14 protein-coding genes are annotated in these 18,378 nt (G+C 71.0%); 9 read left to right on the forward strand and 5 right to left on the reverse strand.

The window, feature by feature from the left end; translation table 11 throughout:
* Nucleotides 1–83 precede the first annotated feature (83 nt).
* The 7 genes from ADK67_RS40295 to ADK67_RS40325 all read left to right on the forward strand — a co-directional run bounded on the left by ADK67_RS40295 (nucleotide 84) and on the right by ADK67_RS40325 (nucleotide 12,175).
* Complete coding sequence (locus ADK67_RS40295) at nucleotides 84–2,063, forward strand: alpha-1,4-glucan--maltose-1-phosphate maltosyltransferase (RefSeq protein ID WP_053721854.1); 1,980 nt, start codon at nucleotides 84–86, stop codon at nucleotides 2,061–2,063.
* A gap of 105 nt (nucleotides 2,064–2,168) precedes the next feature.
* Nucleotides 2,169–3,998 carry a maltose alpha-D-glucosyltransferase gene (treS, locus tag ADK67_RS40300; RefSeq protein ID WP_053721855.1) on the forward strand — a complete coding sequence of 610 codons (1,830 nt, stop codon included), beginning with the start codon at nucleotides 2,169–2,171 and terminating at the stop codon, nucleotides 3,996–3,998.
* A 5-nt stretch (nucleotides 3,999–4,003) separates the two neighbouring features.
* Nucleotides 4,004–5,344 (forward strand): maltokinase N-terminal cap-like domain-containing protein, encoded by a 1,341-nt coding sequence (locus tag ADK67_RS40305; RefSeq protein ID WP_053721891.1) that lies wholly within the window; start codon nucleotides 4,004–4,006, stop codon nucleotides 5,342–5,344.
* Nucleotides 5,341–7,539, forward strand: a complete 2,199-nt coding sequence (gene glgB, locus ADK67_RS40310; protein ID WP_053721856.1) for a 1,4-alpha-glucan branching protein GlgB — start codon at nucleotides 5,341–5,343, stop codon at nucleotides 7,537–7,539. Before ADK67_RS40305 ends, glgB begins: the two co-directional genes overlap by 4 nt.
* An 892-nt stretch (nucleotides 7,540–8,431) precedes the next feature.
* Nucleotides 8,432–9,229: a class I SAM-dependent methyltransferase gene (locus tag ADK67_RS40315; RefSeq protein ID WP_053721857.1), complete on the forward strand. Its 798-nt coding sequence runs from the start codon at nucleotides 8,432–8,434 to the stop codon at nucleotides 9,227–9,229.
* 69 nt (nucleotides 9,230–9,298) lie between these two features.
* Nucleotides 9,299–10,675, forward strand: coding sequence for a neutral zinc metallopeptidase (locus ADK67_RS40320; RefSeq protein WP_053721858.1), 1,377 nt, complete (start codon nucleotides 9,299–9,301; stop codon nucleotides 10,673–10,675).
* A gap of 63 nt (nucleotides 10,676–10,738) precedes the next feature.
* Nucleotides 10,739–12,175, forward strand: coding sequence for a neutral zinc metallopeptidase (locus tag ADK67_RS40325; RefSeq protein ID WP_082404547.1), 1,437 nt, complete (start codon nucleotides 10,739–10,741; stop codon nucleotides 12,173–12,175).
* A gap of 84 nt (nucleotides 12,176–12,259) precedes the next feature.
* Here ADK67_RS40325 and ADK67_RS40330 read toward each other — a convergent pair whose 3' ends face one another.
* The 4 genes from ADK67_RS40330 to ADK67_RS40345 all read right to left on the reverse strand — a co-directional run bounded on the left by ADK67_RS40330 (nucleotide 12,260) and on the right by ADK67_RS40345 (nucleotide 16,315).
* The gene (locus tag ADK67_RS40330; RefSeq protein WP_053721860.1) at nucleotides 12,260–13,807 is read right to left on the reverse strand and encodes a helix-turn-helix domain-containing protein; all 1,548 of its coding nucleotides are present in this window, start codon (nucleotides 13,805–13,807) and stop codon (nucleotides 12,260–12,262) included.
* Nucleotides 13,808–14,099: 292 nt separating this feature from the next.
* Complete coding sequence (locus ADK67_RS40335; protein ID WP_053721892.1) at nucleotides 14,100–15,089, reverse strand: tetratricopeptide repeat protein; 990 nt, start codon at nucleotides 15,087–15,089, stop codon at nucleotides 14,100–14,102.
* A 42-nt stretch (nucleotides 15,090–15,131) separates the two neighbouring features.
* The gene (locus ADK67_RS40340) at nucleotides 15,132–15,986 is read right to left on the reverse strand and encodes an SCO6745 family protein (protein WP_053721861.1); all 855 of its coding nucleotides are present in this window, start codon (nucleotides 15,984–15,986) and stop codon (nucleotides 15,132–15,134) included.
* 26 nt (nucleotides 15,987–16,012) lie between these two features.
* Nucleotides 16,013–16,315 carry an MTH1187 family thiamine-binding protein gene (locus ADK67_RS40345; protein WP_053721862.1) on the reverse strand — a complete coding sequence of 101 codons (303 nt, stop codon included), beginning with the start codon at nucleotides 16,313–16,315 and terminating at the stop codon, nucleotides 16,013–16,015.
* Between the two features lie 41 nt (nucleotides 16,316–16,356).
* Between ADK67_RS40345 and ADK67_RS40350 the strand changes: the two genes are divergently transcribed.
* Nucleotides 16,357–16,860, forward strand: coding sequence for a MarR family winged helix-turn-helix transcriptional regulator (locus tag ADK67_RS40350; protein ID WP_053721863.1), 504 nt, complete (start codon nucleotides 16,357–16,359; stop codon nucleotides 16,858–16,860).
* A gap of 61 nt (nucleotides 16,861–16,921) precedes the next feature.
* Nucleotides 16,922–17,959 carry an aminoglycoside phosphotransferase family protein gene (locus tag ADK67_RS40355; RefSeq protein ID WP_063797895.1) on the forward strand — a complete coding sequence of 346 codons (1,038 nt, stop codon included), beginning with the start codon at nucleotides 16,922–16,924 and terminating at the stop codon, nucleotides 17,957–17,959.
* Here ADK67_RS40355 and ADK67_RS40360 read toward each other — a convergent pair.
* Nucleotides 17,941–18,261, reverse strand: coding sequence for a DUF3817 domain-containing protein (locus ADK67_RS40360; RefSeq protein ID WP_053721865.1), 321 nt, complete (start codon nucleotides 18,259–18,261; stop codon nucleotides 17,941–17,943). The two genes, ADK67_RS40355 and ADK67_RS40360, sit on opposite strands and share 19 nt — an antisense overlap.
* Nucleotides 18,262–18,378: the final 117 nt, after the last annotated feature.

An 18,378-nucleotide genomic window follows, 5' to 3' on the forward strand; every position in this document is an offset into this window, starting at 1 on the left:
AGGTGTCCCGGTGGTGGGTTCGCCGACCGCTGCGGGCAGACTTGACCGTGCAAGCGTCACACCAGGTGAGAGGGGCGCTGCCGATGAGCGGACGACTCGGTATCGACGATGTCTCCCCGACCGTGAGCGGCGGTCGCTACCCGGCGAAGGCCGTGGTCGGCGAACACGTGCCGGTCGAGGCCACGGTGTGGCGCGAGGGCCACGACGCCGTGGCCGCCACGGTGGCGTGGCGGGGACCGAAGGACCGGGTCGCCAGACAAACGCGGATGGTGCCGCACGGCGTCGGCCTCGACCGCTGGACCGCCACGATCGTGCCGGACGCACCGGGCGCGTGGACGTTCCGGGTGGACGCGTGGAGCGACCCGTGGGCCACCTGGCAGCACGCCGTCGAGGTCAAGATCGCCGCGGGTCAGGGCCCCGACGACCTGGCGAACGACCTGGAGGCCGGCGCGCTCCTGCTCGACCGCGTCAGCCGCCGCCCCGACCGGCGCAAGGACAAGCCGCTGCTGGTCAACGCGGCCACCGCGTTGCGCGACGAGCACCGCCCCCTCGCCGAGCGCGTCGCGCCCGCCCTCGCGACCGACGTCCGCCGGATCATGCACGACCACCCCGTCCGCGAGCTGATCACCAAGGGCAGGCCGCAGAAGGTGTGGGTCGACCGGAAGCGGGCGGCGTTCGGCTCCTGGTACGAGTTCTTCCCCCGCAGCACGGGCGGCGTCGACGAGTCGGGCGTCCCGGTGCACGGCACGTTCGTCACCGCCGCGAAGGAGCTGGACCGCGTCGCGGCCATGGGCTTCGACGTCGCCTACCTGCCTCCGATCCACCCGATCGGGCGGGTGAACCGCAAGGGCCCGAACAACACGCTCACCGCCACCGAGGACGACCCCGGCTCGACCTGGGCCATCGGCGCGGACGAGGGCGGGCACGACGCGATCCACCCGGAACTCGGCACGATCGAGGACTTCGACGCGTTCGTCGACCGCGCCAGCGAGCTGAACCTCGAGGTGGCGCTGGACCTGGCGCTGCAGTGCGCCCCCGACCACCCGTGGGTCCTGAAGAACCCCGAGTGGTTCACCACCCGCCCGGACGGCTCGATCGCCTACGCGGAGAACCCGCCCAAGAAGTACCAGGACATCTACCCGGTCAACTTCGACAACGACCCGCAGGGCATCTACAACGAGGTGCTGCGGGTCGTGCTGCACTGGGTCGACCACGGGGTGCGCATCTTCCGGGTCGACAACCCGCACACCAAGCCGCCGGACTTCTGGGCGTGGCTGATCTGGGCGGTCAAGGACCGGCACCCGGACGTGCTGTTCCTGTCCGAGGCGTTCACCCGCCCGGCCCGCCTGTACGGCCTGGCCAAGCTCGGCTTCACGCAGAGCTACACCTACTTCACCTGGCGCACGACCAAGGAGGAGCTGACCGAGTTCGGCGTCGAACTGGTCGAGCACTGGGACGAAGCGCGGCCCAACCTGTTCGTCAACACCCCCGACATCCTGCACGAATCGCTGCAGCACGGCGGTCCTGGCATGTTCGCGCTGCGCGCGGCGCTGGCGGCGACGATGGCGCCGACCTGGGGTGTGTACTCGGGCTACGAGCTGTTCGAGCACGAAGCCGTGCGTCCGGGCAGCGAGGAGTACCTGAACTCGGAGAAGTACCAGCTCCGCCCCCGCGACTACGCGGCGGCGGTGGCCGAGGGACGGTCGCTGGAACCGTGGTTGCGCAAGCTGAACGCGATCCGCCGGGCACACCCGGCGCTGCAGCAGATGCGAACACTCCGGTTCCACCACATCGACAACCCGGCGTTGATCGCCTACTCCAAGCAGGACCCGGACACCGGCGACACGGTCGTCGTCGTGGTCAACCTGGATCCCCACAACGCGCAGGACGGCACCGTCTGGCTGGACCTGCCCGCACTCGGCGTCGACTGGCACGAGCGGCTGATCGCGCACGACGAGGTGTCCGGGGAGACCTGGGACTGGGGTCAGGCGAACTACGTCCGCCTCGAACCCTGGCGCGCTCCGGCGCACATCGTCGGCGTCCAGCGCAGGTTCGCCGGCTAAGAGAGAAAACCAGCCCGGTCCCCTTTACCGAGTCCCCGTGTCCGCCGAAGGACACGAGGGACGATCGAACGCACCCCCAATGAGGTGGGACGAGGTGGAGCACACATGCAAGAAGAGGCCCGACCCGACGCCGCGCTGGTAGGCCTGGAGAACGTGCCGCACACCGGCGAGGCCATCGGCGCCGACGGCCTGCTGGTCGAACCGCAGGCGGAGGACTTCCGGTCGGCCAAGCTCGTGCCGCGCGAGCGTGACTGGTTCAAGGGCGCGGTGTTCTACGAGGTGCTGGTGCGCGCGTTCAGCGACTCCAACGGCGACGGCACCGGCGATCTGCGGGGCCTCGCGTCCCGGTTGGACTACCTGGAGTGGCTCGGCGTCGACTGCCTGTGGCTGCCGCCGTTCTACGCCTCGCCGCTGCGCGACGGCGGCTACGACATCTCCGACTTCCGCGCGGTGCTGCCGGAGTTCGGCTCGGTCGAGGACTTCGTGTACCTGCTGGACGAGGCGCACCGCCGCGGCATCCGGGTGATCACCGACCTCGTGCTCAACCACACCAGCGACGCGCACCCGTGGTTCCAGCAGTCGCGGATCGACCCGGACGGCCCCTACGGCGACTACTACGTGTGGAGCGACGACGACCAGCGCTACGCGGACGCGCGGATCATCTTCGTCGACACCGAGTCGTCCAACTGGACGTACGACCCGGTGCGCGGCCAGTTCTACTGGCACCGGTTCTTCTCCCACCAACCCGACCTGAACTTCGAGAACCCGCACGTCCAGGAAGCCATGCTGGACACCCTGCGGTTCTGGCTCGACCTCGGCATCGACGGGTTCCGGCTCGACGCCGTGCCGTACCTGTTCGAGGCGGAGGGCACGAACTGCGAGAACCTGCCCCGCACGCACGACTTCCTGAAGCGCTGCCGCAAGGTCGTCGACGACGAGTACCCCGGCCGGGTGCTGCTCGCGGAGGCCAACCAGTGGCCGTCGGACGTGGTCGAGTACTTCGGCAACGCGGAGGTCGGCGGCGACGAGTGCCACATGGCGTTCCACTTCCCGCTGATGCCGCGCATCTTCATGGCCGTGCGGCGCGAGTCGCGGTTCCCGATCTCGGAGATCCTGGCGCAGACGCCGCAGATCCCGGACGGCTGCCAGTGGGGCATCTTCCTGCGCAACCACGACGAGTTGACGCTGGAGATGGTCACCGACGAAGAGCGCGACTACATGTACGCGGAGTACGCCAAGGACCCGCGGATGAAGGCGAACATCGGCATCAGACGACGGCTGGCGCCGCTGCTGGAGAACGACCGCAACCAGCAGGAGCTGTTCACCGCGATGCTGCTGTCGCTACCCGGCTCGCCCGTCCTCTACTACGGTGACGAGATCGGCATGGGCGACAAGATCGGCATGGGCGACAACATCTGGCTGGGCGACCGCGACGCGGTGCGCACGCCGATGCAGTGGACCCCGGACCGCAACGCGGGGTTCTCCAGCTGCGACCCCGGCCGGATCTACCTGCCCGTGATCATGGACCCGGTGTACGGCTACCAGGCGCTCAACGTGGAGGCGCAGCTGAACAACCAGTCGTCGCTGCTGCACTGGACCCGGCGGATGATCGAGGTGCGCAAGCAGCACCACGCGTTCGCGGAGGGCGACTTCACCGACCTGGGCGGCTCCAACCCGAGCGTGCTGGCCTACCGGCGGCGGTGGCTGCGGCCCGACGGCCACGAGGACGTCGTGCTGTGCGTGAACAACCTGTCGCGGTTCCCGCAGCCGGTCGAGCTGGACCTGTCGGAGCACCACAGCAGCAGGCCCGTCGAGCTGACCGGCGGGGTGGTCTTCCCGACCGTGGGCGACCTGCCCTACCTGCTGACTTTGCCCGGTCACGGCTTCTACTGGTTCCAGCTCGTGGAAGCCGGCGACGACAGCGAGCCGAGGTGATGGACGTGACCGAACCGCACGACCTGGTCGACAAGGTGATGGCCGAGCTGCCCGAGTGGCTGCCCGCGCAGCGGTGGTTCGGCGGGAAGGACCGCCCGGTCACGTCGATCCGCCCGCTGCGGGCGGTGGTGCTGCGGTCCGAGGAGCCGGTGCTGGTGCACCTCGTGGTGGAGGTGGCGCAGCCGGACCGGCAGGAGCCGTACCAGCTGCTGATCACCGACCACGTGGACAACTACGACGCCACGCAGGTGCCGGAGCTGACCGGCGCGCTGCTCGACCTGATCGCCGAGGGCGCCGAGGTCGACGGCCTGAGGTTCGCGCACGAGCCGGACGTGGAGCTGCAGACCGGGCTGCGCGGCAGGCCGATCACGTCCGAGCAGTCCAACACGTCGATCGTGTTCGGCAGCCAGTACATCCTCAAGCTGTTCCGCAAGCTGACCTACGGCGACAACCCGGACCTGGTGCTGCACCGGGCGTTGCGCCAGGTCGGGTGCGAGCACATCGCCCAGCCGCTCGGGTCGATCACGGGCCGGTTGGACGGCCACACGACGACGGTCGGCATGCTCCAGCAGTTCATGCCGGACGCGGTGGACGGCTGGGCGATGGCCACCACGAGCGTGCGCGACCTGATGGCCGAGGCCGACCTGCACGCCGACGAGGTGGGCGGCGACTTCGCGGGCGAGGCGCAGCGGCTGGGACAGGCCGTGGCCAGCGTGCACGCGGACCTGGAGCGCGCGCTGGGCACGCAGTCCGCGAACGCCGAGAACATCGAGCGGACCGTGCGGGCGATGGTCTCGCGGCTGGACGCGGTGGTCGCGTCGGTGCCGGAGCTGCGGCCGTACGTGCCCGCGTTGCGGGAGGCGTTCGAGCAGGCCAAGGAGACCCCGGACGCGGTCGCGGTGCAGCACATCCACGGCGACCTGCACCTCGGCCAGGTGCTGCGGACCGTGCAGGGCTGGCTGCTGATCGACTTCGAGGGCGAGCCGGGTTCGCCGATCGCGGAGCGGGTCGAGCTGCGGTCGCCGTTGCGCGACGTGGCGGGGATGCTGCGATCCTTCGACTACGCGGCGCACCAGCTGCTCGTCGGCCAGCCGGAGGACCACCAACTGACCGTGCGGGCGCTGGAGTGGTCGCGGCGCAACCGCGCGGCGTTCACCGAGGGCTACGCGGAGGCGGCGTCGGAGTCGGTCGGCGACCCGCGCAAGCGCGGTTACCTGCTGCGGGCGTTCGAGCTGGACAAGGCCGTCTACGAGGTCGCGTACGAGCACGCGAACAGGCCGGAGTGGTTGACGGTCCCGTTGTCGTCGATCGCGCGGATCACTGGAGAGGGAGCGGTGCAGTCATGATCTCGCCCGAGGACGTCGACCGGCTGCTGGCCGGGGCGCACCACGACCCGCACTCGGTGCTCGGCGTGCACCACGTCCCCGAGGGCGTGGTCGCGCGGGCGCTGCGGCCGGGCGCGACCGCGGTGGCGGTGATGGCGGCCGACAAGCGCTTCGAGCTGGACCGGGTCGCCGACGGGTTGTTCGCGGGCGAGCTGCCCGAGCACCCCGGCGACTACCGGCTGGAGGTCGAGTACGGCGACCAGGCCGTGGAGGTGGACGACCCGTACCGGTGGCTGCCGACCGTCGGCGAGCTGGACCTGCACCTGATCGGCGAGGGGCGGCACGAGCGGCTGTGGGACGTGCTGGGCGCGCGGGTGCGCACCTACGACACGCCCAACGGCACCGTCTCGGGCGTCTCTTTCGCCGTGTGGGCCCCGACCGCGCGCGGTGTGCGGGTGTGCGGCGACTTCGACGGCTGGGACGGGCGCGCGAACCCGATGAGGTCGCTCGGCTCGTCCGGCGTGTGGGAGGTCTTCATCCCCGGCATCCCGGAGGGCACCCGGTACAAGTTCCGGATCCTCGGCCGGGACGGCGGGTGGCACGAGAAGGCCGACCCGATGGCGTTCGCCACCGAGACACCGCCCCAGACCGCGTCGGTCGTCACCCGGACCACGCACGAGTGGGGCGACGCGGAGTGGCAGGCCAAGCGGGACGCCACGCAGTGGATCAACGCGCCGATGAGCGTGTACGAGGTGCACCTGGGCTCGTGGAAACCCGGCCTCGGGTACCGGGAGCTGGCCACGGAGCTGGCCGACTACGTGGTGGGCGCCGGGTTCACGCACGTGGAGCTGATGCCGGTGGCCGAGCACCCGTTCGGCGGGTCGTGGGGCTACCAGGTGACGTCGTACTACGCGCCCACGTCGAGGTTCGGCTCGCCGGACGACTTCCGGCACTTCGTGGACGTGCTGCACCAGCGCGGCGTCGGCGTGATCATGGACTGGGTGCCCGCCCACTTCCCGCGCGACTCGTGGGCGTTGGCGAAGTTCGACGGCAGCGCCCTGTACGAGCACGAGGACCCGCGCCGGGGCGAGCACCCCGACTGGGGCACGCTGGTGTTCGACTTCGGGCGCAACGAGGTGCGCAACTTCCTGGTGGCGAACGCCCTGTACTGGATCGAGGAGTTCCACATCGACGGCCTGCGGGTCGACGCGGTGGCCTCGATGCTGTACCTGGACTACTCGCGGCAGGAAGGGCAGTGGCTGCCCAACCAGTACGGCGGGCGGGAGAACCTGGACGCCGTGCGGTTCCTGCAGGAGCTGAACGCGACCGTGTACAAGCGGCACCCCGGTGCGGTGATGGTGGCGGAGGAGTCGACGGCGTGGCCGGGCGTGTCGCGGCCGACGCACCTGGGCGGCCTCGGGTTCGGGTTCAAGTGGAACATGGGCTGGATGCACGACACGCTGCACTACCTGTCGCGCGAGCCCGTGCACCGGTCGTTCCACCACAACGAGATCACGTTCTCGCTGGTGTACGCGTGGAGCGAGAACTTCGTGCTGCCGCTGTCGCACGACGAGGTCGTGCACGGCAAGGGGTCGTTGTGGCAGCGGATGCCCGGCGACGACTGGAACAAGGCGGCGGGGCTGCGGTCGCTGCTGGCGTTCATGTGGGCGCACCCCGGCAAGCAGCTGCTGTTCATGGGCGGCGAGTTCGGGCAGCGCGACGAGTGGTCGGAGGGCCGGTCGCTGGACTGGCACCTGCTGGACTCGCCGCTGCACGGCGGCCTGCACCGGCTGATCACCGACCTGAACCGCGTCTACAAGGGCTCGCCCGCGTTGTACAGCGCGGACAACAAGCCCGAGGGGTTCTCGTGGATCGACGCGAACGACTCGGCGGGCAACGTGCTGAGCTTCCTGCGGATCGGTGAGGACGGCTCGGTGCTCGCGTGCGTGGCGAACTTCGCCGGCATGCCGCACCACGACTACCGGGTCGGGCTGCCGGTGGCGGGCCGGTGGCGCGAGGTGGTGAACACGGACTCGGAGGTCTACGGCGGTTCCGGCGTCGGCAACCTCGGCGGGGTGGAGGCGGAGGAGCACCCGTGGCACGGCAGGCCCGCTTCGGCGCTGCTCCAACTGCCGCCGGCGGGCGTGCTCTGGCTGGCGCCGGAGGCGTCGACGGACACGGCCACCACGACCCTGACCGGCCTCGACGAGATCTGACCTGGACCGGCGAGCCGCGAACCTCTCCCCGGACGTCGGACCCGGCGCCGACTTTCCGGGGAGGGTTCGGTCCGTTCCGGAAAAGTCTGAACCGCAGCGGGAGTCCTCTGTCGCCTTGTGCGAGACCGGGAGCGTTCCACCGGCCTGGAGCATGATCAGATCCAGGAGTTCGGTCACCGGATCCACCAGATCCTGGGACGCCCGGCCGGCCTGTGGGACGACCGGCGGCATTGGGTCTGTACCGGTCGGTGCTGCTTACGCTCGTGCTGTTACCCCAGCCGGGTGCTCTGCCCGCACACCACGGTGCAGGTCCTGGCCACCCTCGACGGCACCCTGCTCGCCGTCACCGACCCGTCCCGAGCCGCACGACGACAGCAGCGCCCACACCCCTCACCTGCCTGGCCGACCTCCTCCTGAGATGGGCCGTCGAACACGCCATCGCCCACCTCAAGAACTGGACGATCCTCGCCACCGGCTACCGCGCACGCCTCACCGTCACCAGCCTCCGGTACTACCGCCTCGGCTGGAAACCCGACTTCTGAACAACGCTCCAGGTGCGGCGAGGTAGCCGCAACGACCCGGCGGAGGTGTCCAGAGCCGAGGTGCGACGCTCGCGTGATCGTTGGAGGCTGAGCCCGGTCGAACACGAGCCCGCAGCACCGAACCGAGCCGACCGCGGTTCACCGCACCGCGTGCTTCGCAGGGGTCCTCGCCCAGGGGACCCCTGCTTTTATCCTGCCGGCTGGGTCCGACAAACGGGGTGCGCTCGGGCACGACCTGTGGACAACTGCCGAAGCAGGCGGGAGCACAGGTCCGGGTTCGTGGCCGTCGGTGCCGAACCCGACAGCGGAGAACGGCGTCGGCGGCGGTTCGGTACTGCCATGCTGAGCGCATGGCGGACGAGGTGTGGGCGGTCGGCGAGGCGTACGAGGCTTACGTCGGGCGTTGGAGCGCGCCCGTCGCGAGGCGGTTCCTGCGAGGGCTGGACGTGCCGGCGGGCCGTCGGTGGCTGGACGTGGGCTGCGGTCCGGGGGCGTTGACCACGGCCGTCCTGAAGCTCGCCGACCCGGCCGAGGTCGTCGGGGTGGATCCGTCCGAAGGGTTCCTGGCCACCGCGAAGCACCGGGTCGCCGACCCGCGCGCGGCCTTCCACGTCGGTGACGCCCGGTCCCTGCCGCTGCCCGACCGCGCGTTCGACGCCGTGGTCAGCGGTCTCGCGCTGAACTTCGTGCCCGATCCGGTGCGGGCCGTGGCGGAGTGCACCAGGGTCGCCGCGCCCGGCGCCGTGGTCGCCGCCTACGTGTGGGACTACGCCGAAGGCATGGCGATCACCCGCTTCTTCTGGGATGCCGCCACCGACCTCGACCCGGCCGCGGCGGCGTTGCACGAGGGCAGGCGCTTCCCGCTCTGCCGGCCCGAGCCGCTCCACAAGCTGTGGACGGACGCCGGGCTGACCGGGGTGCGCGTCGAGGCGCTGGAGGTGCCGACGGTGTTCCACGACTTCGACGACTTCTGGCGCCCGTTCCTCGGCGGCCAGGGACCGGCACCCGGCTACACCGCGTCCCTGCCCGAGGACCGGCGCCGGGCCCTGCGCGACCTGCTGCGCACCCGCCTGCCCACCCACCCGGACGGTTCCATCCGGCTCGCCGCGCGGGCGTGGTCGGTGCGGGGCGTGATGGCGGCGGCGTGAACCCGGGCGACGGGAGGCGGTGCCGTCGAACACGACCCCGTAGGGGTTCGGGACAGGCACAATGGGCCAATGCGGCTCGTATCGGCTCGGCTGGTCCTGCTGGCGGCGGTCCTGGTCACGGTTAGCGCCTGTGCCCAGGCCATCCCGGGCAAACCGGTGGCGGGTGAGGCCGTCACCAAGGGCACCGTCGACCCGGGCTTCATCCGGGGCACCGACGGCGGCCCGATCGACCAGTTGGCGGCCACCGCCATCACCGACGTCGACACGTTCTGGCAGGAGGCGTTCCCGGACACGTTCGACGAGCCGTGGCAGCCGATCGAGGGCGGCATCTACTCGGTCGACACCGCCGACGCCTCCGCGAAGCCGCCGCCGTGCACCGAGAAGGCGAGCGACGTCGAGGGCAACGCGTTCTACTGCCCCAGCGCCGACGCCATCGCCTGGGACCGCGCCGCGCTGCTGCCCGTGCTCAAGGACCGGTTCGGCGACGCGGCCGTGGTGATCGTGCTGGCGCACGAGATGGGCCACGCCGTGCAGAACCGGATGGGCATCACGCCGGAAGCCGAACGGCGCGAGCCGCAGCGGTTCCCGACGATCCTCACCGAGGCGATGGCCGACTGCTTCGCGGGCGCGTTCATCAAGTGGGTCAACGACGACAAGTCCGAGCACCTCGACATCGGCTCCGACACGCTGGACTCGGCGCTGGGCGCGCTGATCACGTTCCGCGACCCGGTCGGCACCTCGGCGAGCGACCGGTCCGCGCACGGCAACGCGTTCGACCGGGTGTCCGCGTTCCAGGACGGCTACCAGCAGGGCACCAAGTTCTGCGCGGCGATGTCCACGGAGAACCGGGTGTTCACCCAGCAGGCGTTCACGACCGAGGACGACCGCGACCGCGGCGGCAACCTGCCGTTCGACGAGATGCTGGAGAACGTCACCCCCGACCTGAACCTGTACTACAAGGCCCTGGTCGAGCAGGCGGGCAAGCAGTGGACCGAGCCGAAGTCCACGCCGACCGAGCAGGAGCCGGACTGCTCCGGCGACCAGGGGCCGGTGGCGTACTGCCCGGCGGACAAGTCGGTGGAGTTCGAGGTCGAGGCCGACCTGCCCGAGCTGCACGCCGAGATCGGCGACTACGCCACGGGCGTGCTGCTGGCCAGCCGTTACGGGATGGCGGCGATGGCGGCGGTGGGCGTGGACCTCGAGGGCGAGCGTGCGGCGACGAGCGCGTTGTGCCTGGCCGGCGCGTACACGCGGGAGGTGTTCACCCGGCAGAAGGGCTTCGGGCTGTCGCCGGGCGACCTGGACGAGGCGGTGCAGGTGCTGCTCGCGTACGACTACGCGGCACGTGACGCGACCGGTTCGGCGGCGCTCGGTCCCGGGTTCAAGCGGGTCGAGGTGTTCCGCGGCGGCGTGTTCGAAGGCATCAAAGCCTGCGGTTTGGCCTAACCGCGCGTGCCGGCCAAGTAGGGTTCGGGCTTGGATCGGCACGGACGTGGGATGGGGCTTGGCATGGCTCGACGGGCTTGGGTTGCTGCGACGCTCGCCGCCGCCATGGCGTTCACGGGGTGCACCCAGACGGTGAGCGGCCACGGCCGGTCGGAGCGGCCCGACGTCACCAAGGTCGCCGGGCTGGACATCACCACCGGTGAGAGCGGCGCGAAGCCCGGTGTGCCGGACGCCGACCTGCAGGTGGAGAACGGCGACGGCGGCGAGATGGACCGGCTGGCGATCAACACGCTGGCCGACGTCGAGGAGTACTGGGCCGAGCAGCTGCCCGCGCGGTTCGGCAAGGAGTTCGAGCCGGTGAAGCGGCTGGTGTCCTACGACTCCAACGGCAAGGGCGTCGACATCTGCCGCACCAACACGGCGGGCGTGGCGAACGCGTTCTACTGCTCGTTGGACGACTCGATCGCGTGGGACCGCGGCGAGCTGCTGCCGATGCTGGACGACGCGTTCGGGCCGATGTCGGTGGTGACCGTGCTGGCGCACGAGATGGGTCACGCGATCCAGTACAAGCTCGGCGACATCGGCGGGATCAACCAGGCCACGCCGTCGATCATCAAGGAGCAGCAGGCCGACTGCTACGCGGGCAACTTCTTCCGGTGGGTCGCCGAGGGCAAGTCCAAGCACTTCCGCATCTCGACCGGGCCCGGGTTGAACCAGGTGCTGGCGACGATGTTCTTCATCCGGGACGCGGCGGGCACGTCGGCCGAGAAGCAGGGCGCGCACGGCAGCGCGTTCGACCGGGTGTCGGCGTTCCAGTTCGGGTTCGCCGGTGACCCGAAGCGGTGCGCGGAGATCGACGAGGCCGAGATCAAGGCGCGGATCACGCAGCAGAAGTTCGACTCGGACGACAAGGACACCGGGCAGGGCAAGGGCAACCTGAAGGTGGACGACGAGCGTTCGCTCAAGCTGCTGGAGGAGTCGTTGCGCGCGGCGTTCAACGAGGCCGCCGCCACGCCGCCCGCGCTGTCCACGTCGTCGTCCGCGGAGTGCCCCGACGGCGGCGACACCTCGCCCGCGGCGTACTGCCCGGCGACGAACTCGATCGCCATCGACCTGCCCGACCTGGTGAAGATCGGCACGCCGCCGAAGCGCGGGCAGAAGGGAGGCATCGGCGACTTCGCCGCGTTCGCCGAGATCGCGTCGCGGTTCGCGCTGTCGATCCAGAAGGCGACCGGGTACGGGCTGGAGGGTCCGGCGGCGGGGCTGCGGACGGCGTGCCTGACCGGGTCGTGGGCCGGGACGACGAACCAGAGCGGCGCGAAGCTGCGCCTGTCGTCCGGCGACCTGGACGAGGCCGTGGCCGAGCTGCTGGCGGACAAGAGCCTGATCGCGGCGGACGTGAACGGCACCGTGGTGCCCTCCGGCTTCGCCCGCGTGGAGGCGTTCCGCGACGGCTTCTACCAGGGCGCGGGCCTGTGCACCCGCAAGTACGCCGGCTGACGGTTCCGCACGCGGCCGCGGGCACTTCTCGGCGTTGTCGCGGAACCGCCGGCGGCGGCACACCGTTCTCTTCCGCGCGTCGGCTCAGATGTCGCGGAACGTGGTGATCTCGGCGCCGAGCTGGTTGAGCCGGTCGGCGAGCTGTTCGTAGCCGCGGTTGATGACGTAGACGTTGCGCAGCACCGAGGTGCCCTTCGCGGCGAGCATCGCGAGCAGGACCACGACCGCCGGCCGCAGCGCGGGCGGGCAGATCACCTCCGCGCCCGACCAGTGGGTCGGACCCTCGACGTAGACGCGGTGCGGGTCGAGCAGGGCGACCTTGCCGCCCAGCTTGGTGAGCTCGGTCAGGTACAGCGCGCGGTTCTCGTACACCCAGTCGTGGATCAGGGTCGATCCGTGCGCCGTCGCGGCGATGAGGGCGAAGAACGGCAGGTTGTCGATGTTCAGGCCGGGGAACGGCATCGGGTGGATCTTGTCGATGGGCGCGCGCAGCGCCGACGGCCGCACGACGACGTCCACGAGCCTGGTCCGACCGTTGGCGGCCGGGTACTCGGCGGAGCGGTCGTAGTCCAGGCCCATCTCCTCCAGCAGGGCCAGCTCGATCTCCATGAACTCGATCGGCACCCGCCGGACGGTGATCTCCGAGGACGTGACGATCGCGGCCGAGATCAGGCTCATGGCCTCGATCGGGTCCTCGGACGGGGCGTAGTCGACGTCGCGGTCGAGCCGCTCGACACCGTGCACGGTGAGCGTGGTGGTGCCGATGCCGTCGATGCGCACACCGAGCTCCGTGAGGAAGAAGCACAGGTCCTGCACCATGTAGTTGGGGCTGGCGTTGCGGATCACGGTGACGCCGTCGTGGCGCGCGGCGGCCATCAGCGCGTTCTCGGTCACCGTGTCCCCGCGCTCGGTCAGCACGATGGGACGTCGCGGCCCGACCTTGCGGTCCACCGCGACCTCGTAGCGGCCGGCCGCGGCCTTGACGTCCAGGCCGAACGGCCGCAGGGCCACCATGTGCGGCTCCACCGTGCGCGTGCCGAGAGCGCAGCCGCCCGCGTAGGGCAGTTCGAAGGTGTCCTGGTGGTGCAGCAGCGGTCCCATCATCATGATGATGCTGCGCGTGCGCCGGGCCGCCTCGACGTCGATGCCGCCCAGGTCGAGCTTCTTCGGCGGCACGATCTCCAGGTCGTTGTCGTCGTTGAGCCACCGGGTCCGCACCCCGATGCTGGTGAGCACTTCGAGGATCCGGTTGACCTCCTCGATGCGGGCCACCTTGCGCAGCGTCGTGCGCCCCGAGTTGAGCAGCGCGGCGCACAGCAGCGCCACGCCGGCGTTCTTGCTGGTCTTGACAGTGATGGAGCCGGACAACGTGCGCCCGCCGGTGACCCGCAGGTGCAGGGGCGCCGCCTGGCCAAGCGACACGATGCCGGAGTCGAGCGCCTCGCTGATCCGGGAGAGCATCTCCAGGCTCAGGTTCTGGTTGCCGCGTTCGATCCGGTTGATCGCGCTCTGGCTGGTGGACACCGCGGTCGCCAGCTGCGCCTGCGTCCAGCCCCGGTGTCGCCGCGAGTCGCGGATGAGGTTGCCGATCTGGGTCAGGTACGGCGTGGCGCTGTCAAGATCGCTAGTCACCCGGCGGACTTTATCTCATATCTGAGATAACCGAGGGGGCGGGTCGTTCGCGGCGGGCGTCGAGGGTGCCCCAGCAGCTCCCGCGCCCACCAGGGCACCTCGGCTACCTGGGCGGGCGACTCGGCTCCCCCCGGGCGCTTGCCTGCGTTGTCCACAGGCAGCAGCGTTGTCCACAGGCAGCGGCCGGGGGCCACGAAATGTCGGTCCCCGCCGGCAGAATCAAAAACAGGGGTCCCCTGGGCGGGGACCCCTGTTCGGCGTTGTGGGTAGTGCGGCGGGCGGGTGCCGTGCGTCAGTACAGGGCGCTGGCCAGGTTGCGGCGGGCCTTGGCGACCCGGTCGTCGTCCGGCGGGAAGAGTTCGAACAGGCCCACCAGGTGTTCGCGGACCTTGTCGCGGTCTTCGCCGTAGACCCGGCGTACCGTGTCGACCAGTCGCTTGAACGCCTGGTCGACGTCGTTCGTCGCCAGCTCCAGGTCCGCCGCGGCCAGTTGGGCGTCCACGTCGTCCGCGTTGGCGTCGGCCTTCGCGATGGCGTCCGCGGGCACGGCCTCGGCCCGAGCCGTGAACCGCACCTGCGCCAGGGCCGCCTTGGCCTCGGCGTTGGCCGGTTCGGCGGCCAGGATCGCCTCGTACGCGGCCTCGGCGGCGGCGAAGTCGCCCTGCTCGAAGGCGTCCTCGGCGGCGGTGAAGCGGGGGTCCTCCGGCTCGGCGGCGGGCTCCTCACCGGGCTCGGCGGTGCGGTTGGCCTCCGCCGCCTTGATGCCCGGCAGCCGGTCGCGCAGGGCGTCCAGCAGGCGGGCGATCCACTGGCCGAACTCGGCTTCCGGCAGCGGTCCGGCGAAGGCGTCGAGGGGTTGGCCGCCGGCGATCGCGACCACGGTCGGCACCGACTGCACGCCGAACACCTGGCCGATGCGCGGGTTGGCGTCGAGGTCGACCCTGGCCAGCAGCCAGGTGCCGCCGCCGGCCCTCGCGGCGCGTTCCAGCACGGGCGAGAGCTGGCCCGCCTCGGGACTCCACGACGCGGTCAGCTCGACGACGACCGGGATCTCCAGGGAGCGTTCGACCACCGACTGGAACGTCGCCTCGGTGACGTCCAGCACCCACGGGCTCGGACCGGCGTCCGAACCGCCGACGGCTCCGCCGGAACCGGACGACGGGGGTGGTGTGGTGGCGCGCTGCCTCGCGGCGTCGGCCCGGGCCTTCAGCGCGCCGAGGTCGACCGCCCCGGACAACGCGGCGGACAGTGCGGCGGTCTTTCGGGGGTCTGGCCTTGTCACGCCTTCCATCCTGGCACGAGTCCGGCGCCCGGCCACGCGCGGCTAGCCGGGGAGTTGCGCGATCGGGTCGATCGCCATCGGGTTCGTCCGCATGGTCTCGTTCAGCCGGCCGAGGCGGAGCGCGATCGGGGTCGTCAACTCGGCGAAACGGGCGGTTCCCGCCGCGCCCAGAACATCCCACGGACGAGTGGCGGCCTCGTCGGTGCGCCGTTCGACGTCCTCGCGCAACGCCCGACCGGCCGGGGTGAGCCCACCGCCCTCGCCGTCGAGCAGGCCACGGCCGGTGAGCGCCGCTTCGGCTTCCCGCCACTCCTCCTCCGACCAGCCACGCGCGGCACGCATGTACGCCGGGTCGAGGCTCTTGTCGGCGCTGAACAGCACCAACGTCTCGCACGGCCCCAAGTCCGCGGCCACCAGCGCGGCCACGTGACCGTCACCACGCGACTCGCGCAACGTCGTGCACGCCTGCCACAGCGCCAGGTGCGGCTCGTCGGGCATGGGCAGCGCGCGGTTCGCCGCGGCCAGCACCCGTCCCGCGGTCGGCGCGGCCTCAGCCGCCTGACCGGCCAGTTCGGCGGCCTCGGCTAGGTCGAGGCTGTCGAGCATCCGCCGCAGGGCCCGGTCGACGCCCTCCAGCCGTGCCTCCAGGAACCGGGCGGGAGTGGCGACGTCCCACGCGTCCGGCAGCGCACGGGCCACCATGCGCGGGTGGAAGTTGTAGAACGCGGCGGTCACGACCTCCGGCGGCGCCGCGCCCAACGGCGCCGCGCGCTGGCCGAAGTAGCCCATCCAGCCGCCCTTGCAGCCCAACGCGTCGGTGACCGCCCGTGACTCGGGCGTGAAGTACGTGACGTCGTGGTAGGTCTCGAAGCGGACCCACAGGTCTCTCGGCTCCATGCCCACCAACTTAATTGGACGTCCGACTACTCGTCAGCTGCCAGGTGTTGCTCGATCCGCTCCACCTTCGCCGTCAGCTGGCCCGTCCAGCCAGGCCTGATGTCCGCTTTCAGCACCAGGCTGACCCGCGGCGCGGTGGCCTGCACGACCTCCGTCGCCTTCTTCACCACCGCCATCACCTCGTCCCACTCGCCCTCGACCAGCGTGAACATGGCGTTGGTCTCGTTGGGCAGACCGGACTCGCGGACCACCCGCACGGCCTGGGCGACGGCCTCCGCCACCCCGTCCGACTCCCCGCCGAGCGGGCTGACACTGAACGCGACGAGCACTACTGCCTCCTGGTCGGGGTACCCACTGGTAGCTTCGGCGCATGACGTCCCAGCCGCTGCCGTTCGACCCCATCGCGCGCGCCGCCGAGCTGTGGGAGAAGCGGATCGGACCGTCGACGGCGATGGCGGCGGTCACCAGCGTCATGCGAGTACAGCAGATCATCCAGTCCGCCGTGGACGCCGCCCTCAAGCCGCACGGGCTGACGTTCGCGCGGTTCGAGGCGCTGGTGCTGTTGACGTTCGCCCGCACGGGCAGCCTGCCGATGCGGGTCATGGGCGAACGCCTCCAGCTGCACCCGACGAGCGTCACGAACATCGTGGACCGGCTGGAAGCCGACGGACTCGTGCGCCGCAACCCCCACCCCACCGACCGGCGCACCACGCTCGTGGAGATCACCGAGGCCGGGCACGCCCGGCGTGAGGCGGCGACGGAAGCCGTGACCGGCGTCGAGTTCGGGTTGCGCGGGCTGACCGACCGGCAGACCGAGCAGCTGACCGACCTGCTGGCGAAGGTCCGCCGCGCGGTCGGGGACTTCGAGGACTGACGGCCGTTCGGCGGGAAAATCCGGTCGACACAGGTCGCCGGTGGCGGCCACGCTGCGCGTCATGCGGGAGATCAGGGCTCTGGTGACGGTCGGCGGCCGGTTCGTCGGCGTGGCGGAGCCGTTCACCGTGGACAGCCCGTGGTGGAACGACGTCGAGCCCGTGACCGCGCGGCTGGACCGGGCGCTCGGCGTGACGACGAGCGTGTTGCGGCTGGTCGGGACGACCACGACGGGCGCGCGTGACGGCGTGGTGACGTACCAGGTGGAAGCCGACCGCGTGCCGGATCGTGGGCTGTCGGCCGGGTCGCCGCCGCACTCGTTCGCGGATCACCCGCTGCGGCTGCCGTGGGCGCGTCCTGGCGGGCCGGCGGCGTTGGTCGAGTGGGCGCGGGGGCACGTCGACGTGACCGGGCCGGCGGTGCAGGTGAAGACGTGGAACCTGTCGTGCCTGTACCGGCTGCCGACCGCGGACGGGAACGTGTGGGCGAAGGCCACGCCGCCGTTCATGGCGGACGAGGCCGCGGTGATCAGGCTGGTGGCGTCGGTCGACCCGTCGTTGGCGCCGGGGTTGATCGCGGCCGAGCCAGGGCGGGTGCTGCTGGCGGAGGCGCCGGGCGTGGACTGCTGGCAGCCGGGCGCCGACGTGGTCGAGCGGATCGTGCCGCGGTGGGTGGCGGTGCAGGCGGCGTTGGCCGGTGAGCCGCGGTTGCGGGTGCGCGGGGTGCGGGTGCCGGACTTCGGGTTGCCCGGGACGCTGCTGCACGGCGACTTCCACCCGGGCAACTGGCGTTCCGGGGGTGTCGTGCTCGACTGGGGCGACGCGCACTGGGGCCACCCGGCGTTGGACGCGGCGCGGCTGATCGGGTTCGTCGAGCCGGAGTTCCGGCCGGCGATCGAGCGCGCGTGGGTCGACGCGTGGCTGCGGCACTTCCCGTCGAGCGATCCGGCGAGCGCGCTGCGGCACGCCCGGCCGGCGTCACACCTGGTCGGCGCGGCGGTGTACCAGGAGTTCCTGGACAACATCGAGCCGAGCGAGCGCGTGTACCACCTCGGCGACCCCGAGGCGGAACTGGCGCGCGCTCAGTCGTTCGCGCTCTGAGCCTCGGTCTCGGCCAGCCGACCGGTCCGGTTGGCCCAGCGCTCGAACACCACGGTGCCGAACGGCGGGATGCTCGCGAGGAGCCCGAGGATCAGCGTCTTGCGGTCCCAGCGGTGCGCCAGCATCAACGTCACCAGGACGTAGCCGACGAAGATCGCGCCGTGCACGGGCCCGAAGATCTTGACGCCGATCTCGTTCTCCACCACGACGTACTTGAAGAACATGCCGATCAACAGACCGGCCCACGACACCGCCTCGGCCAGGGCGAGCAGGCGGAACCGACCAACAGCGCTGCTGAACATGCCCCCATTGTGGCCAGTGACCCCCCTCACCCCACCCCCACCCCCACCCCTCGTGAGTCCTACCTCCAGCCCTCGTGAGTCCTACGTTCAGAACGCGCGTGTCCTACGTTCGCGTAC

This window comes from Saccharothrix sp. NRRL B-16348 (assembly GCF_001280085.1).
Lineage (GTDB): Bacteria > Actinomycetota > Actinomycetes > Mycobacteriales > Pseudonocardiaceae > Actinosynnema.

Excerpts from the sequence above, each read along its gene's own strand:
- ADK67_RS40320 (WP_053721858.1), top strand. The coding sequence starts at position 9,299 with ATGCGGCTCGTATCGGCTCGGCTGGTCCTGCTGGCGGCGGTCCTGGTC.
- treS (WP_053721855.1), top strand. The coding sequence starts at position 2,169 with ATGCAAGAAGAGGCCCGACCCGACGCCGCGCTGGTAGGCCTGGAGAAC.
- ADK67_RS40360 (WP_053721865.1), bottom strand. The coding sequence starts at position 18,261 with ATGTTCAGCAGCGCTGTTGGTCGGTTCCGCCTGCTCGCCCTGGCCGAG.
- ADK67_RS40340 (WP_053721861.1), bottom strand. The coding sequence starts at position 15,986 with ATGGAGCCGAGAGACCTGTGGGTCCGCTTCGAGACCTACCACGACGTC.
- ADK67_RS40315 (WP_053721857.1), top strand. The coding sequence starts at position 8,432 with ATGGCGGACGAGGTGTGGGCGGTCGGCGAGGCGTACGAGGCTTACGTC.
- ADK67_RS40325 (WP_082404547.1), top strand. The coding sequence starts at position 10,739 with ATGGCTCGACGGGCTTGGGTTGCTGCGACGCTCGCCGCCGCCATGGCG.
- ADK67_RS40295 (WP_053721854.1), top strand. The coding sequence starts at position 84 with ATGAGCGGACGACTCGGTATCGACGATGTCTCCCCGACCGTGAGCGGC.
- ADK67_RS40350 (WP_053721863.1), top strand. The coding sequence starts at position 16,357 with ATGACGTCCCAGCCGCTGCCGTTCGACCCCATCGCGCGCGCCGCCGAG.
- ADK67_RS40355 (WP_063797895.1), top strand. The coding sequence starts at position 16,922 with ATGCGGGAGATCAGGGCTCTGGTGACGGTCGGCGGCCGGTTCGTCGGC.
- glgB (WP_053721856.1), top strand. The coding sequence starts at position 5,341 with ATGATCTCGCCCGAGGACGTCGACCGGCTGCTGGCCGGGGCGCACCAC.